We start from the raw sequence: 15,086 nt of genomic DNA, 5'->3' as shown, positions 1-15,086 counted from the left end.
GCGGATGGAGGGGGAGTTGAAGCGAGTGGATACGATTGCGCGTGTTCGTCGGGCCTTCCATGTGCAGGGGTGGTCGGTGAAGAGGATCGTCCGGGAGTTGCATGTGTCCCGCAACACGGTGCGCAAGATTCTACGATCCAATGAGACGGACTTTTCCTACGAGCGAGAGCGGCAACCTTTACCGAAGACAGGCCGGTGGAAGGCCGAGATCGAGCGCTTCCTGGCTGCGAACGAAGGCAAACCATCTCGTGAACGGTTGACGCTGATCCGGATTTACGAAGAGCTTCGGGCGCTGGGTTACAACGGCAGCTACGATGCGATCCGGCGCTATGCGAAGGGATGGTCGAAAGATCGAGGGGCTGTGACGGCGCAAGCCTACGTGCCACTCTACTACGCGCCCGGCGAGGCCTACCAGTTCGACTGGAGCCACGAGATTGTTCTGATCCAGGGCGTGACGACGACAGTGAAGGTTGCTCATGTCCGGCTCTGCCACAGCCGGATGATGTTCGCCCGCGCCTACATGCGTGAGAGCCAAGAGATGGTCTTCGATGCCCACGACAAGGCCTTCGCCTTCTTCCGTGGCACCTGCACGCGCGGCATCTACGACAACATGAGGACGGCAGTCGAGACAGTCTTCATCGGCAAGGAGCGGCTCTACAATCGCCGCTTCCTGCAGATGTGCAGCCATTACCTCGTTCATCCAGTTGCCTGCACGCCTGCATCCGGTTGGGAGAAAGGACAGGTCGAGAACCAGGTCGGCCTTGTGCGGGAGCGCTTCTTCACGCCGCGCCTCAGGGTCAAAAGCCTGGAGGAATTGAATGTCTGGCTGCTCGACAAGTGCATTGCCTATGCCAAGGCTCATAGCCATCCCGAACAGACAGCACAGACGATCTGGCAGATGTTCGAAGCTGAACGCGGCAGCCTCGTGCACTATGTGGGACCCTTCGACGGCTTCCACTGCGTGCCCGCCTCAGTGTCAAAGACCTGCACTGTCCGCTTCGACAACAACAAATACTCGGTCCTGTCGACGGCCGTCGGCCGCCCAGTTGAGGTTCATGCCTATGCGGATCGGATCGTCATCAAGCAGGATGGCGTGACGGTCGCTGAACATCAGCGCAGCTTCGGCCGTGGTGATACCGTCTATGATCCCTGGCACTATGTCCCTGTCCTTGCTCGCAAACCCGGTGCATTGCGCAACGGCGCTCCCTTCCGGGAATGGGTTTTGCCAGCCGCGATGGAGAAGGTTCGCAAACGGCTGAAGAACGTAGACGACGGTGATCGGCAGATGGTCACCATACTCGGATGTGTTCCCGCCGATGGCTTGGCGGCAGTTGAGGCTGCCTGCCAGGAAGCGCTTGATCACGGTGTCTGCTCGGCCTCGGTGATCATCAACATTCTGGCTCGAAGCCGCGATCCGGCTCCCGCTGTAACCCTGCAAATCCCGGATGCGCTTCGGCTTGCCCATGAGCCGGTCGCCGACTGCGCCCGTTACGACAGGCTCAGGAGGGCAAGTTGATGGAACGCACGCAGGTTCTCGAACTGATGAGCACGCTGAAGCTCTATGGAATGCGCAGCGCCTACGACGAGGTCATGGGAAACGGCATCAAACGGCAGCACGAGCCACCGCGCATCGTCGGTGACCTCCTGCAGTCGGAGATCGCCGAGAAGCAGGCCCGCTCAATCCGGTACCAGCTCAGCATCGCCAAGCTTCCACTCGCCAAGGATATCGACGACTTCAACTTCGATGAAACGCCCGTCAATGAATCCCTGGTCCGGGAATTGGCCACGGGCACCTTTGTCGCCGACCAGCGCAACGTCGTTCTCGTCGGCGGCACGGGAACCGGCAAGAGCCATCTGGCCATCGCAATTGCCCGCGCACTCATCCGCAACAGCACGCGCGGCCGCTTCTTCAACGTCGTTGATCTGGTCAATCGGTTGGAAACGGAAACGCGCAACGGCAAGCAGGGACGGACCGCCGATTACCTCACACGCCTTGACTTCATCATTCTCGATGAACTGGGATACCTACCGTTCGCCCAGGCCGGAGGCCAACTCCTGTTCCACCTGATCAGCAGGCTCTACGAGCGCACATCAATCATCGTAACCACGAACCTTGCCTTCGGTGAATGGCCGTCGGTGTTTGGCGATGCCAAGATGACGACGGCACTCCTCGACCGTTTGACCCACCACTGCGAGATCGTCGAAACCGGTAACGAGTCCTGGCGCTTCAAGAACCGCTCTCAAGGCTAAAGCCGAAGATAACCATCACCCGCACTTGGCCTGCCCTCTGCAACCCAGGCCAGCGCCGGGCAGGCCAAGCGCTGATCGTCTGTAGGAGGGGTCAATATTGGACGCCGATATGGAGTGCGCCCCTTGGGGTGGACAAGGATCAGGCTGCTGATTTGCCAGTCTGCCGGATGTGTTGATCCTCGAACTGTTGCGGGCTCAAATAGCCGAGCGCTGAATGGAGCCGGCGTTTGTTGTAGACCTCCTCGATGAAGTGGGGAAGGTGCTCGGTGATCTCTTCGAAGGTTTCGAAGGCCATCGGATAGACCGCCTCGACCTTCAGCGTTTTCATGAAGCTTTCGGCCTTGGCGTTGTCGTACGGATTGCCGCGGCGGCCCATCGAGCCGATCAAGCCGTTGACGGCCAGTGTCTCGCGGTAGAGCTCGGCAGCATACTGCGAGCCGCGATCCGAATGGTGGACCACGCCCGGCGGCGGCTTTCTCTGGTCAATGGCCGCCTTCAAGGCTGCCATCGTCAGCCGTGCGTCGATCGACCGACCGATGGCGTAACCGACGATCAACCGCGACCAGGCATCGAGGATGATGGCGACGTAGATGAACCGGGCCGGCAAAGCGACATAGGTGATGTCGCTGACCCAGAGCTGGTTGGGACCGCTCGGGATGATGTCCTTCGCCAAGTTCGGGAAGATCGGGCCGTCGTGGTCACTGTCGGTCGTGGCAATGAAACGTCGCTTGATCTTCGGACGCAGATCGTGTTCGCGCATGAGGCGACGGATCTTCTTGTGGTTCACGACAAGACCCTGCTGTCGCAGGGCCGCACCGACACGGCGGTAGCCGTAGAACTCGAACTCGTCGCAGATTGCGAACATCGCTTCAACGATCGCGGTGTCGTCGGCCGGCCGTTCTGGACAGTCATAATAGGTGGAGCGCGCCATTCCCATCAGCCGGCATCCTTCCGCGACGGAGATGCCGCGGGGCCGGTGATGATGGATGTAGTCCCGTTTTTCCGCCGCGGTGCGCTTTTCAGAGCCCCCTTTAGAAATTCCAGTTCCAGAGCCTGCTTGCCAACCAGCCGCTCGAGGGCGGCGATCCGGGCCTCGTATTCCTGGATGAGATCGACCGCCTGCGCATCGTCGTCGAATGCGCCTTGCTCATACTTCTGCACCCAGATGCGGATAAGGTTGCGCGACACGTCGTGGCGTTTTGCCAGACCATGCAGCGTTTCGCCGGCCAAGAATTCCTGCGCGAGCTGACGTTTGAATTCGACGCTGTGACTGCGGTGTTTTGCCATGGGTCTTCTTTCCGAAAACCCGGTAGGCCGGTCAATTCCTCATCCCGATCTGTCCACCCCAAGGGGCGCACTCCAATAAGGGGTCAACATTCCGCGCCGATTGACAGTTAGCCCGACGAGTTCGTCGGGGTCATCGATTTCGCGCTTATCGAGCGCAGTCAGGAACTCAGCGAATTCGCGTTGACCGCACTGCTGAACCTCGAGGGAGGGCGCCTCCAGCGTAAAAGTGCGCGAGTCTTCGGCGCCGCTTTCGATCTTCGTCACGGACACCCGCAGGAACTTGTAAAGCCGGCGCTGACTCACCGATGCTCCTGTGACGCGGAAAGCATTCGCATCGTCGCGCTCTCGCTGAAGCGTCTCCTCGACCGCTTGTCGTACGAAGTTTGCTGTATTTCCGTCAGCACAAAAGATATCACCGCCCCTACGTGTCAGGCGGGGGCCTTCGTGAAAGCGCAGGCGTCTGCGACCAGCCACTCGTTCAGCGAAGCTTGGCACCAAGACCGGCGAGTGGTCCAGGAAGCCACAGCGGTCGGCGTTGCCGTCGCTGTAGATTGCGAGGCCATATCCACGGACTGCCTGCTGCGGTTGAGTTGTTTCTAGCGTCAATGCTCCTCCTTCCGGCGCGACGGCCGGCTGCTAAACTGTTGATGATGTCTTGGTGGATAGATTAAGCGGCGCGGGCGGCGATCTTCGCCTCGATCCAACTCAGGACCTCGGCGCGAACGAACGCAACCCGCCGTTCGCCAAGCTCTACGGCGATCGGGAAGCGGCCCTCGGCGCGATACCGGTTTAACATCGTTCGGGACATGCTGGTCAGGCGACAAGCGTCATTCAGACTGATTAGTGCGGGCACGTTGTCATTGGCAGCAGACATGGGTTCTCCTCTTGTTCGCGCGGACGGAATCCGGGCGTGGAAATGGCTACAGTGTATGTTGAGAAGTTGGGCAACCGGCACGCCATGGCCGGGCTAGGAGCAAACCGACGTCTTTGACGCCACCCTCTGCGGTCGGGCAACCGGCAGCGAATGCTGCGGCTAAAGGCACACCCTCAAGGCTTGCCCAGGCGAACATCAAGTTCAATACGGCCACTACACTAGATGATTTTTACAAATTTTCCAAAGCATCTTTCTCTTTATACGAGAGATAAAATTCTTGACGCATTTGTAAATTTTCGCGGTTTACCTATTACCCGCAGTAGTCCGCCCACTGTTGCATCAGTTGACGCCGCCGCTCCAAAGCATCGGATCGCGCGTAACTCCGTTCAACTGCGTCGCCTACAGCGTGAGCCAGGGCGGCTTCAGCTATCTCGCGAGGTGCGTGCGCGACTTCTGTTGTCCAGTCGCGGAACGTGCTTCTAAAGCCATGGACGGTGTAAACCCCTCCTCCGGCTGCCTTTAGGGCCTTGGCGAGAGCCGCGTCAGAGAGCGGGCGTTTGTCGCGGACGCCTGGAAAGACCAAGTCATTGACAGCCTGCTTTTTCATCTTTGTCAGCAATGCCGCGGCCTGGTCCGAAAGCGGAACGCGATGCTCCTTCCCAGACTTCATCCTGACTGCCGGTATAGTCCAAAGCTTCTCTTCGAGATCAAACTCCGGCCACACAGCGCCCCTCGCCTCGCCGCTTCTCACGGCTGTCAGGATCGTCAATTCAAGCGCTCTGGCACTTACGCCACTTACCTCTGCTAGCTTCTTCATGAAGGCCGGCACTTCGGCGTGAGGCATGGCGGCGTGATGCTTCTCAGCAAGTAGAGCGTTCGGCTTGTGCAGCAGATGCTCCAAGTTGCCTTTCCATGCCGCCGGGTTGTCGCCGGTTCGACGACCTTCCACCTTTGCCGCGTCCAGCACGCGTTCGATCGCTTCACGCAGCTTCTCGGCTGTCTCCTGCTTCTCGCCCCAAAGCGGCTTCAGGACCGTAACCACATCCGCAATGCCGATGCTGCCTACTGCTTTCGCTCGAATGTCGGCAGCGTGCTTCCCAAGAAGGTTTCTCCAGCGCGCCTCGGTCTTGGCGTCCCGCCACCGACCAGCCTTCACAGCGGCATCGACGAAGGCATCCGCGTAGGCGCCGAAGGTCACCGCTTTTGGCGAAGCCTCAGACTCCCGCTTGGCGGCGAGCGGATCCTGACCTTGCCTGATCAGCATCCGCGCTTCCTCTGCTTTCTGTCTGGCCTCGGCCAAGCCTACCGTATGAAGCGGCCCGAGCCCCATTTCTCGCCTGGCGCCTGCGAACGTGAAAGAGAAAATCCAGTACCGTCCACTGCCCCTGGCTACGAGATAAAGCCCCCCGCCGTCGCGGAGTTTAGCTGCCTTGCTGGCGGCAATCGACTTCACCGTCAGCACGTTGCGAGTATGACTCCCCATCCTCATCCTTCCCCACATTTTCCCCGCTTTGGGTATATGCGCTATATATCGGCACGAAGGTTGAAATGGTCAAGCAAGCCATTGAATATACTTTCTTATATTACATAGCATTTGCCGAAATGGACAGCAAAGTTACTAAAAATTATCCGGCCCGGGGAGCCATTTCTTCTTCAAGAGACTGGCTCTTTCCGCCTCAAGCGTCATAGACGCTGAACTCCAGACAGCTCTCATCTATCTTCCGCCGCGTCCCTCACAGGCTCGAATTTTCACGCGCCGTGGAAACTTAAACGGCTTCTCGTTGTTCCCTCCCTGAAAATTTATCCGCCTCGGCCTTCAAAATCAGACGGCCGAGCGGGAGCGAAGGGAGATGAAATGAGAGCTCTGGTCTGGCACGGCAAGGAAGACATCCGCTGCGACACGGTTGAAGATCCCAAGATCGAGGATCCGCGCGACGCCATCATCAAGGTGACGAGTTGCGCCATATGCGGCTCCGACCTGCACCTCTTCCACAACTACATTCCCGCCATGAAGCCCGGCGACATCATGGGCCATGAAATGATGGGCGAAGTGGTCGAGACCGGCTCCGGAATAAACGGCGCATTGAAGAAGGGCGACCGCATCGTCGTGCCTTTCACCATCAACTGCGGCGAATGCGATCAGTGCAAGCGCGGAAACTATTCCGTCTGCGAGCGAAGCAACCGCAACAAGGACATCGCCGACAAGGCATTCGGCCATACGACAGCGGGCCTTTTCGGCTACACGCATCTCACCGGCGGGTATCCGGGCGGCCAAGCGGAATATATGCGCGTGCCGTTTGCCGACACGACTCACATCAAGGTGCCGGATAGCCTTACCGACGAGCAGGTGCTTTTCCTCGGCGACATCTTCCCGACCGGCTGGCAGGCCGCCGCGCAGTGCGACATCGAGCCGACCGATACCGTTGCCATCTGGGGCTGCGGCCCTGTCGGCCAGATGGCGATCCGCAGCGCCATCCTGCTTGGCGCCAAGCAGGTGGTGGCGATCGACCGCATCCCGGAACGGCTTGCCATGGCGCAGGCGGCCGGCGCGATCACCATCAACTTCCAGGATGAGAGCGTCGTGGAGCGCCTGAACGACCTCACCTCCGGCAAGGGCCCCGACAAGTGCATCGATTCCGTCGGTCTCGAATCGCACGTGTCGTTCAGCCAGCCGGACACGGTCATGGACCGCGCCAAGCAGATGATGATGATGGAAAACGACCGTCCGCATGTGCTGCGCGAGATGATCTATGTCTGCCGTCCCGCCGGCATCATCTCGATCCCCGGCGTCTACAGCGGCCTCGTCGACAAGATCCCGATGGGCCCGGCCATGAACAAGGGGCTCACCTTCCGCATGGGCCAGACCCACGTTCGCCGCTGGACGGACGACCTGCTGCGCCGAATCGAGGAAGGGGAAATCGACCCATCCTTTGTCATCACCCATCGCGCCAAACTCGAGGATGGGCCTGAAATGTACAAGGTCTTCCGGAACAAGCAGGACGACTGCATCAAGGTCGTGCTGACGCCCTGATCGGAGAGAAAATCATGAACTACATCGCAAACATGGTGCAGCCCAAGAGCAACCCGAAGATCATCTCCTCGGGCCCAAGCTCGCGTGACTCCGCCGATCAACTGACACGGGCGCTTGGCTGGTTCAGCATCGGGCTGGGACTGATGGAGATTTTTGGCGCCAACCGCATGAGCCATGCTCTCGGCATGCCGCGCGCCGAAGGCCTCATCCGCGCTTATGGCGTGCGGGAGATCGGTGCGGGTGTGATGACGCTCTCCACCGAAAAGCAGGCGGGCCTTGTCAGCCGCGTGGCAGGTGATGCGCTGGATATCGCCACCCTTGCCACCGCCATCCGTCCCGACAACCCGAAACGCGGCAACGCAGCCCTGGCGCTCGGTCTTGTGCTTGGCGTGACAGCGCTCGACATCATCGCGACGCAGGCTGTGTCGCGCCGCAACGCCCGCCGCTCGCCCGGCCGCAACTACAGTGATCGTAGCGGCTTTCCTGCTCGTCCGCGTGCCGCGGCACCCGCCGGCAATAGCGCGTCGCAGATCTGAGGAGACAGTATGAGCAGAAGAGCCCTGATCATCCTGGCCGCCATCATCGTTGTCGCCGCGGGCATCATGGCGATGATCCCGGACAACGACCAGCCGGGGGCGGCGGCCGATCACCCCTCGCCGGCCACAGGCCAGCCCAAGAACCCGGCGGCTCCCGCGCCAGGGTCCTAGTCTGAGCGAGTATAAATCTAGAGAAGCTGCCTCACAGGGCAGCTTCTTTTTTTATGGAGATGTCTGGATCCGGGAGGTCTAGACCAGTACCGGCGCCTGGCGCAGAAACTCCTCGGTTGGCAGGAGTTCAAGCTGCACCGAGAAGCGCTGGGCAAGCACGTCGATCGCGGCGTCATGGGTGTCATCGGCGCCGCTGCAGACGGCATCCTCCAGCACCACCAGCCGGAAGCCGAGATCGATGGCGCCAAGCACGGTGGAGAGCACGCAGACATCGGTTTCGCCACCGCTGATCACCAGCGTCTCGACGGACTCTTCCCGCAACTGGGAAAGTAGCCGCGCATCGAGCCAGGGCGAATAGACCGGCTTGTCGAGCACGCGCGCCGGCGGCACGAGCCGCTTGAGCGGCGCGACGAGGTCGATCATGTCCGGCGGCATCTGCTCACGGGTCATCACGTCCCACTTGCGGTAATAGTCCTGCCAGGCGCCCGTGGCGTCCTCCGCCCGCATCGGCGGTACGAAGCGGGTGAAGATGGTGCGCGCCGCATGGCGCTTCGACACCTCTTCCACCTGCGGCAACACCCGCTCCATCCACGGCACGTTCCAGGGCGTGTCCTCGGCAAACATCCGCTGCATGTCGACGCAGAGATGGCGCCAGTTTGCATCTGCTTTCATCAAGCCACCTTCAGGATCATCAGTTTCGGCTGTTGTTTGGCTCTGCCATCTTGCGATGCTGCTTGGCGAGCGTTTCGGCCGGCGTCACGTTGGCTGCGGCCGTCATGACCTTGTTCTTCCAGCCGGCGGCGACGTCACCTTCGCCATTGAGCATCGCCTCATAACCCGTCTTGGCGACAAAGGCCGGATCATCCTTCTTGCCCTGCCCAACCGGTGTGTCGAGCATGTCGGCGCGTTCGAAGAATTCCGTGTCGGTCGGTCCCGGCATCAAACAAGTGACCGAAACGCCGGTCCCCTTCAACTCCTCGCGCAGCGCAAACGAGAACGAATTGATGAACGCCTTGGTGCCGTTGTAGACCGCTTGGAAAGCGCCCGGCATGAATCCGGCGATCGAGCCCGTGAACAGGATACGGCCCTTGCCGCGGCTGCGCATGCGTCCTGCAACGCTGTGGACGAGCGCGATCGTGCCGCTGATATTCGTGTCCACGACACGCTGAGCTTCGGCGATCTTCTGGTCAAGGAACCCGTCGCCCAAGCCTCGACCGGCATTTGCCATCAGCAGGTCCACCGGACGCCCGAGTGCGTCGAGGCCGGCAATAAACCGCCGCACGCCCTCCGGCGTCGCAAGATCCGCCTGCATCGCTTCCACGCTGACGCCGAATTCCTTCAGCGTCGCCGCCGCGTCCTGGATGCGCGGCTCGTCGGCCACGATTACCAGGTCATAGCCATCCTGTGCGGCACATTTGGCCAGTTCGTAGCCGATGCCCGTCGAGGCGCCGGTGACAACGGCAAGGCCTTTTTCCGATTGATTGGTGCTCATCAGATCCTCCAGATGCAGTCGCCAAGCGCGACCGTTTCGGGGCGCTAACAGTTACGGAGGGAGATTGTTTCCTTTGTCCGGCGGAGAAACCGTGTGGGTGGGACGCAACTTCTTGGGACGCGGGTGGTTGTCGCGGGACATGTAGCAGGAGCATTTCTGATGAAAAACAACCGCACCATCATGATCATCGTGATTGCGATCATCGTCGTTGCAGGACTTGTGTATCTCCTGCCGAGCCGCGGTGGTGGCGAGAGCGAACAACCTTCGCCGCACGCCATCGACCAGTCGAACTAGAACCGCTTCACAGATGCGGGGGCGGCTCGACCGCATAATGCCGCTCCCCGCGGCGGCAGAGATAAACCTCCCGCTCCGGATTGGCCTCGATCGTGAAGCCGGAACTGCGCAGCATGGCTTCCATGGCCGGCTTGTTCGGAATGAACCAGTTGGTCGGATCCGAGGCATACCGCTCTTCCACAAAGAACAGCTTCGGATAATCCGGTCGGTCGAAAATTGCCCATTCTGAAAAATCGTAGTTCTCCTGCAGATCCGGGATCCGCTCGTCGCCCCGCTGCAGGCACTGGAAGAGCATCTGGTCCTTCACGACATGCTCGTATAGCAGGTCAAGCGCCAGGAGCGGGTGGCGCAGGTGGTAGAGCACGCCCATGAAGATCACGAGGTCGAACTTTTCGTTGAGCTTGCCGACATCGTAGACGGACATCTGCCGGAACTCGACATCGAGACCTGACTCCGCCGCCGCAAAACGAGCCTGCTTCAGGTAATGCGGGTCGGCATCGATGCCGACCACACGGCCGGCATTCCGCCGCTTCATCTCCAGCGAATAGAACCCCGCATTGCAGCCGACATCGAGAACGCTCCTGCCCTCCAGATCCTCCGGGATGATATGCCGGAAGCCTTCCCACTTGAACCTCGGATAGTCGCCCAGGAAATGGTCAGGAGCGGTTTGGATGCCCCTGATCTCCAGATTGTGGAACCATGGTCCGAGCGCTGTTATCTGCTTGCGCAGGCTTTCGAGGTCGTGGTTTCTCCCGGCATCCATAACTCAGGCTCCCAACTGCATCTCGGCGACCGGAACGTGGCGCCGCACCGGCTGCACGGCCTTCTTTTCGGCTTCTGTGCCGAGCGTCGTCACGAACCAGTCGGCAGTCAGTTTAAGACCTTCTGACAGCGGGATCTTCGGCTCCCAGGTCAGGAGTTCCTTAGCCTTGGAAATATCCGGCCGGCGGCGCTGCGGGTCGTCCTGCGGCAGCGGCCGATAGACGATCTCGGATGCGTTCGGCACCATCTCCACGACCATCGCCGCAAGCTCGTTGATGGTGAACTCGCCGGGGTTCCCGAGATTAACCGGCCCCTCCGGATTCGGATCGACATTCATCAGTGCCATCAGGCCAGCGACGAGATCGCTGACAAAGCAGAAGGAGCGGGTCTGTTCACCCGTGCCGTAGATCGTCAGCGGCGTCCCGGAAATCGCCTGAACGAGAAGGTTCGAGATGATCCGGCCGTCATTCGGCTGCATGCGCGGCCCGTAGGTGTTGAAGATGCGGGCGACCCGGGCATCGACCTTCCCGGCGCGCAGCATATCGAAGCAGAGCGCTTCGGCTGCACGCTTGCCTTCGTCGTAGCAGGCGCGCGGACCGGTGCAGCTCACATTGCCGCGGTAATCCTCTCGCTGCGGGTGTTCCTCCGGGTCACCATAAACTTCGCTGGTCGAAGCCTGGAGAAAGGATGCGCCGTGCTGTTCGGCAAGTGACAGCAGGTTGCCGGTGCCGGCCACGCAGGTCATCATCGTATGCACCGGATCGGCCTGGTACTGCGGCGGCGAGGCGGCACAGGCGAGATTGTAAACCTGGTCGACGGGCTCATCCATTTCCCGAAGCGAGCAGACGTCAGCCTCGATCATGCGGAAGCGCGGATGGTTCATCAGCGGACGGATGTTTTCTTCCGAGCCCGTGATATAGCTATCGACGCAGATGACGCGGTCGCCGCGCGCAAGCAGCGCATCACACAGATGCGATCCGACAAAGCCGGCTCCCCCAGCGACGAGAACGGTCTTACCTTTTCCATTTCGGGTTCTTTGAAGCATGAGACCTCTCCTCTAGGCTGAAGCTTGCTGAAGCATGGGTTGGAGATTGGACAATCGTTCAGGTAGTCCCAGAAGATCCGCCGCGAGTCCCCTCGCCCGCGCCAACCCTGTATGTCCGTCAAGGACAATGGCTTTCGCCCTGTCAGCCATCGCCTGACGTTTGTCGTCGGCGATATTCGCCAGAGCTTCGATGACATCATCGGTCGTCCGCGCGATGGTGATGGCTTCGCCATCGGGCAGCAACTCGCCCAAGCCCCGCCATTCGTCACTGATGATCGGCGTGCCGCAGGCGGCGGCCTCGAACAACCGCACGCTCGGCGACCACCCGGCGGCGATCATGTCGGCGCGCGTCACGTTCAGCGTAAACCGCTGCGCGCTGTAGAAACTGGGATGCTGCGCTGGCGGCAGGTGCTCGATGCGCTCGACATTCTCGGGCCAGGCGATGTCCGCCGGGTATTGCGGACCAGCCACGACAAACCGCAGATGTGGCAGACGACGCGCCGGCTCGATGAGCAGCCGCTCCAGGGTCGGCTGGCGATCCGGGCTATAGGTGCCGAGGTAACCCAGGTCCCAGCGGAACGCCTCGCCGGTGTTCTGGTATCGATCAGCATCAACGGAGCAATAAAGGGCACATGCCTTCTGCGCGCCGTACTGCTGCTCCAGCCGCGTCAGCACCTCGCCACCTGAGAAGGAGAAATAGGCGTCGAAGATGGGGATCTGCCGACGCGCCAGATATTCCTCGTCGCCCCGGTCGAGCTTGGCGAGCGTCACCGGCGTGTCGATGTCGTAGAAGCACAGTCGCTTCAGGTCGAGATCTGCCAGCCGATCGATCAGGGCAACGCCATCCGGCACATAAGATCCGACGATGACTGCATCCGCCTGCTCCAGCCGCGCGCGGTAGTCCGCGAGCATGCCGTCGATGTCGCTAAAATAGTCAAGTTGGCAGAAGTCCGGATCCGGCAGATCGCGGTTGTTGGCGTACCAAGGCACGTCCCGTTCCAGGAACAGCACCCGGTGCCCGTCTTCCTTCAGCCCACGCAGCAGCGCCCGGAAGGTCGTGGCGTGTCCGTTGCCCCAGGAGGACGACAGCGTGAGCCCGAGAATGACGATGTCGAGTTGTTTCGTCATTCGGCAGCCTCCCGACGCGTGTTCGGATGGTTGCGGAAGATGGCATCAACGTCCTCGGCGCGATGCGCATAGGTGTGTTCCGCCAGCACCCGAGCGAGCGCCCGCTCCCCGATCTGCCGCGCCTTGTCAGCATCCAGCCCCGCCATGATGTCGATGACGTCCTGCCCGTCGCGGGCAACCAGCACCTCCTCGTCCGGCTTCAGGAAAAGCTCGATTCCTTCCCAATAGTCGGTGATCAGGCATGCGCCGGCGCCAGCGGCCTCGAAGACGCGCGTCGCTGGCGAAAAACCATTCTCGGCCATGCTGGCGCGGGAAATGTTCAGCACCGCCTTTGGCGTCACGTTGAAGGCGTTGTGATCCCGGGTCGAGACGTGCCCGATGAAGTTGACGTTCGGCGACATGGGCTTGTCGTGCCAGCCGGAGCCACCGAGCAGGAAGGTCTGCTGCGGCAGATGCGTTGCCGGCTCCAGAAAGAAGTGCTCCACCCGGGCTTCACGGTCCGGCAGGCGGTTGCCGAGGAAGCCGAGGTCTGCGTTGAAGCGCGGATTGGTGGCGACCGGATGATGCGTTTCCGGATCGAGCGCATTGTAGATCGGGATGCAGTCGGCAGCACCCAGGCCACGATAGGCATCCACCACCGGATCGCCGCCACCATAGGTCAGCACAAGGTCAAGCTCGGTCAGCGCTTGCCGCAGGGGATGGTCAGCATGTGCGCGCAGTTCCGCCAGGGTTGCCGGGGCGTCGACGTCCCAGAAGATCTTCAACGCATCCGGCCGGGCGCTGCGCAGAACCTCCGCCAAGAGCAGGTCATCCTCGAACCCGACGCCACTTGCCTTGACCACCACATCGGCCTGCGAAGCTTCGGCTGTCACGCGCTTCAACGCGTCGACCGTGCCATCATAAACCACGACCTTGCACCATTCCGGCGGGTCGATGTCGCGGTTCTTCTGCCGGTCATAAACATCGGGCTCGTAGAAGGTGATGTCGTAGCCCTTCTGCGCCAGCGCACGCAGCAGACCGCGATAATAGGTTGCCGCACCGTTCCAGTAAGCCGAGACGAGGCTCGAGCCGTAAAAGGCGATCTTCATTCCGCAGCCTCCCGTGGGGCGAGTTGTTCCGTGACACGCGCCGTGCCGCACTGGCCAAGGATCGCCAGCAATTCATCAACGCGGTGGCGGCAGGTGTGCCGTGCCTGGATGGTTTCCAGTCCCGACGTGACCAGGTCGTCACGCAGGTGGGCGTCGGCGAGGACATCGGCGAGCAGGCGCGTCATCTCATCGCCGTCCTTTGCAATCAGGTAATCCTGGCCGGGGCGGAACAACCCTTCAGCGTCGTTCCAGGGCGCGGAAATCAACGGAATGCCGCAAGCCAGCGCTTCGAATACGCGTATCGTTGGAATGCCCGGCAGGTTCTCGACATAGGGCCGGCGCGGGATATGCACCGTGACATTGTGGCTGGCGAAGGCGCGTGGCGCTTCGGCGTTGGCAATCCAGCCGCCGTACTGGATGCCGGCATCCGAGAGTGCATCGAGAGCGTGCTGAGGATAACGCACACCGCGCACCGTGGCCTTGAGTTTCAGCTGGTCGACCGGACGGACCAGAAACTCCACGATCTCGGCAGAACGCTCGTCATCGCCCCAGTTGCCGATCCAGATCAGGTCACCAGTCTTCTCCACCTCCGGCCGCGGCCTGAACAGCGAGTCGTCAGCCGCCTCGTGCCAAGTATAGACGGTCCGGCCCCAGCCGGCTTTCAGGTAACGCTCACGCAGCGTTTCACCGAAAGCGAGGACGCCGTCATAGTCCTGCAGCATCAGCCCGGCGATATCACCCTCGGCCGACACGGCACGATGGTGCGTGTCGTGGAACAGCAGGGTGAAGTGCCCGCCATCGCGGCGCGCCTTGCCGATGCGCTCCACAAGCGCGGGCTCGGTCCATTCATGCACGACGACCACGTCGGCATCGGCAACGGCCGCTTCATGGTCGAAATCCTCGCCGTAGATCTGCGAGTTGAGGTCCGGAAAGGTCTCCCGGAACTTCTCGATTGCCACTGGTCCCTGCTCTGCCACGAGGTTGTCGCGGCTCCAGGAAATCTTCGGCTCGAGCGCCTGCGCTTCGTGGCCGCGCCGCACCAGGTCGCGCATCACGCCGCGCAGGAAGTGCGCGTTGCCGTGGTTCCAGTCCGAAATCAGCGAATGCGTGTAAAAGAGGAACTTCATG

General features: G+C 61.1%; 17 protein-coding genes and 1 pseudogene. 6 read left to right on the top strand and 12 right to left on the bottom strand.

Annotated elements, in window-relative coordinates; all coding sequences use genetic code 11:
• Positions 1–16: 16 nt before the first annotated feature.
• Positions 17–1,510: pseudogene (gene istA, locus CYG48_RS05850) on the top strand (IS21 family transposase); the annotation flags it as partial.
• 5 nt (positions 1,511–1,515) lie between these two features.
• Entirely contained in the window at positions 1,516–2,250 is a 735-nt protein-coding gene (gene istB, locus CYG48_RS05845; RefSeq protein WP_118849513.1) for an IS21-like element helper ATPase IstB, read from the top strand.
• 139 nt (positions 2,251–2,389) lie between these two features.
• On the opposite strand, the gene CYG48_RS05840 is transcribed toward istB, so the two are convergent.
• The 5 genes from CYG48_RS05840 to CYG48_RS05820 all read right to left on the bottom strand — a co-directional run bounded on the left by CYG48_RS05840 (position 2,390) and on the right by CYG48_RS05820 (position 5,873).
• Positions 2,390–3,214 carry an IS3 family transposase gene (locus tag CYG48_RS05840; RefSeq protein ID WP_245450493.1) on the bottom strand — a complete coding sequence of 275 codons (825 nt, stop codon included), beginning with the start codon at positions 3,212–3,214 and terminating at the stop codon, positions 2,390–2,392.
• Positions 3,187–3,537 (bottom strand): transposase, encoded by a 351-nt coding sequence (locus tag CYG48_RS05835; RefSeq protein ID WP_118849511.1) that lies wholly within the window; start codon positions 3,535–3,537, stop codon positions 3,187–3,189. Before CYG48_RS05835 ends, CYG48_RS05840 begins: the two co-directional genes overlap by 28 nt.
• Positions 3,538–3,576: 39 nt before the next feature.
• Complete coding sequence (locus CYG48_RS05830; RefSeq protein ID WP_118849510.1) at positions 3,577–4,143, bottom strand: hypothetical protein; 567 nt, start codon at positions 4,141–4,143, stop codon at positions 3,577–3,579.
• A gap of 61 nt (positions 4,144–4,204) precedes the next feature.
• Positions 4,205–4,411 (bottom strand): helix-turn-helix transcriptional regulator, encoded by a 207-nt coding sequence (locus CYG48_RS05825; protein WP_118849509.1) that lies wholly within the window; start codon positions 4,409–4,411, stop codon positions 4,205–4,207.
• A 310-nt stretch (positions 4,412–4,721) separates the two neighbouring features.
• Entirely contained in the window at positions 4,722–5,873 is a 1,152-nt protein-coding gene (locus tag CYG48_RS05820; protein WP_340162636.1) for a tyrosine-type recombinase/integrase, read from the bottom strand.
• A 393-nt stretch (positions 5,874–6,266) separates the two neighbouring features.
• On the opposite strand from CYG48_RS05820, the gene CYG48_RS05815 reads away from it, so the two are divergent.
• Genes CYG48_RS05815 through CYG48_RS22430 form a run of 3 tightly spaced genes read left to right on the top strand, consistent with a single transcriptional unit; the run spans position 6,267 to position 8,149 of the window.
• Complete coding sequence (locus tag CYG48_RS05815) at positions 6,267–7,442, top strand: zinc-dependent alcohol dehydrogenase (protein WP_118849508.1); 1,176 nt, start codon at positions 6,267–6,269, stop codon at positions 7,440–7,442.
• A 14-nt stretch (positions 7,443–7,456) separates the two neighbouring features.
• Positions 7,457–7,978 carry a hypothetical protein gene (locus CYG48_RS05810; protein ID WP_118849507.1) on the top strand — a complete coding sequence of 174 codons (522 nt, stop codon included), beginning with the start codon at positions 7,457–7,459 and terminating at the stop codon, positions 7,976–7,978.
• Between the two features lie 9 nt (positions 7,979–7,987).
• The gene (locus tag CYG48_RS22430) at positions 7,988–8,149 is read left to right on the top strand and encodes a hypothetical protein (protein ID WP_199925231.1); all 162 of its coding nucleotides are present in this window, start codon (positions 7,988–7,990) and stop codon (positions 8,147–8,149) included.
• Positions 8,150–8,227: 78 nt separating this feature from the next.
• Here the strand turns inward: CYG48_RS22430 and CYG48_RS05805 are convergent, their stop codons facing one another.
• Both CYG48_RS05805 and CYG48_RS05800 read right to left on the bottom strand, forming a co-directional pair.
• Complete coding sequence (locus CYG48_RS05805; protein ID WP_118849506.1) at positions 8,228–8,821, bottom strand: cysteine hydrolase family protein; 594 nt, start codon at positions 8,819–8,821, stop codon at positions 8,228–8,230.
• 19 nt (positions 8,822–8,840) lie between these two features.
• Positions 8,841–9,641 (bottom strand): SDR family NAD(P)-dependent oxidoreductase, encoded by an 801-nt coding sequence (locus tag CYG48_RS05800; RefSeq protein ID WP_118849505.1) that lies wholly within the window; start codon positions 9,639–9,641, stop codon positions 8,841–8,843.
• Positions 9,642–9,800: 159 nt separating this feature from the next.
• Here CYG48_RS05800 and CYG48_RS22765 point away from each other — a divergent pair, with 159 nt between their 5' ends.
• Positions 9,801–9,935, top strand: coding sequence for a hypothetical protein (locus CYG48_RS22765; protein WP_256371649.1), 135 nt, complete (start codon positions 9,801–9,803; stop codon positions 9,933–9,935).
• A gap of 7 nt (positions 9,936–9,942) precedes the next feature.
• Here CYG48_RS22765 and CYG48_RS05795 read toward each other — a convergent pair whose 3' ends face one another.
• The 5 genes from CYG48_RS05795 to CYG48_RS05775 are packed head-to-tail and all read right to left on the bottom strand — an operon-like array spanning position 9,943 to position 15,085.
• Complete coding sequence (locus tag CYG48_RS05795) at positions 9,943–10,698, bottom strand: TIGR04290 family methyltransferase (RefSeq protein WP_118849504.1); 756 nt, start codon at positions 10,696–10,698, stop codon at positions 9,943–9,945.
• 3 nt (positions 10,699–10,701) lie between these two features.
• On the bottom strand, positions 10,702–11,742 hold the full coding sequence (locus CYG48_RS05790) for a UDP-glucuronic acid decarboxylase family protein (RefSeq protein WP_118849503.1): 1,041 nt from the start codon (positions 11,740–11,742) through the stop codon (positions 10,702–10,704).
• A gap of 12 nt (positions 11,743–11,754) precedes the next feature.
• Positions 11,755–12,870: a CgeB family protein gene (locus CYG48_RS05785; RefSeq protein WP_118849502.1), complete on the bottom strand. Its 1,116-nt coding sequence runs from the start codon at positions 12,868–12,870 to the stop codon at positions 11,755–11,757.
• The gene (locus CYG48_RS05780) at positions 12,867–13,958 is read right to left on the bottom strand and encodes a CgeB family protein (RefSeq protein ID WP_118849501.1); all 1,092 of its coding nucleotides are present in this window, start codon (positions 13,956–13,958) and stop codon (positions 12,867–12,869) included. The genes CYG48_RS05785 and CYG48_RS05780 overlap by 4 nt, the downstream gene beginning before the upstream one ends.
• The gene (locus CYG48_RS05775; protein WP_118849500.1) at positions 13,955–15,085 is read right to left on the bottom strand and encodes a CgeB family protein; all 1,131 of its coding nucleotides are present in this window, start codon (positions 15,083–15,085) and stop codon (positions 13,955–13,957) included. Before CYG48_RS05775 ends, CYG48_RS05780 begins: the two co-directional genes overlap by 4 nt.
• Between the last annotated feature and the right edge of the window lies 1 nt (position 15,086).

It is taken from the genome of Neorhizobium sp. SOG26, assembly GCF_003491345.1.
Taxonomy (GTDB): Bacteria; Pseudomonadota; Alphaproteobacteria; order Rhizobiales; family Rhizobiaceae; genus Neorhizobium; species Neorhizobium turbinariae.
The sequence above is the reverse complement of the archived record's forward strand: the minus strand, read 5'-3'. Positions and strand labels throughout refer to the sequence as shown.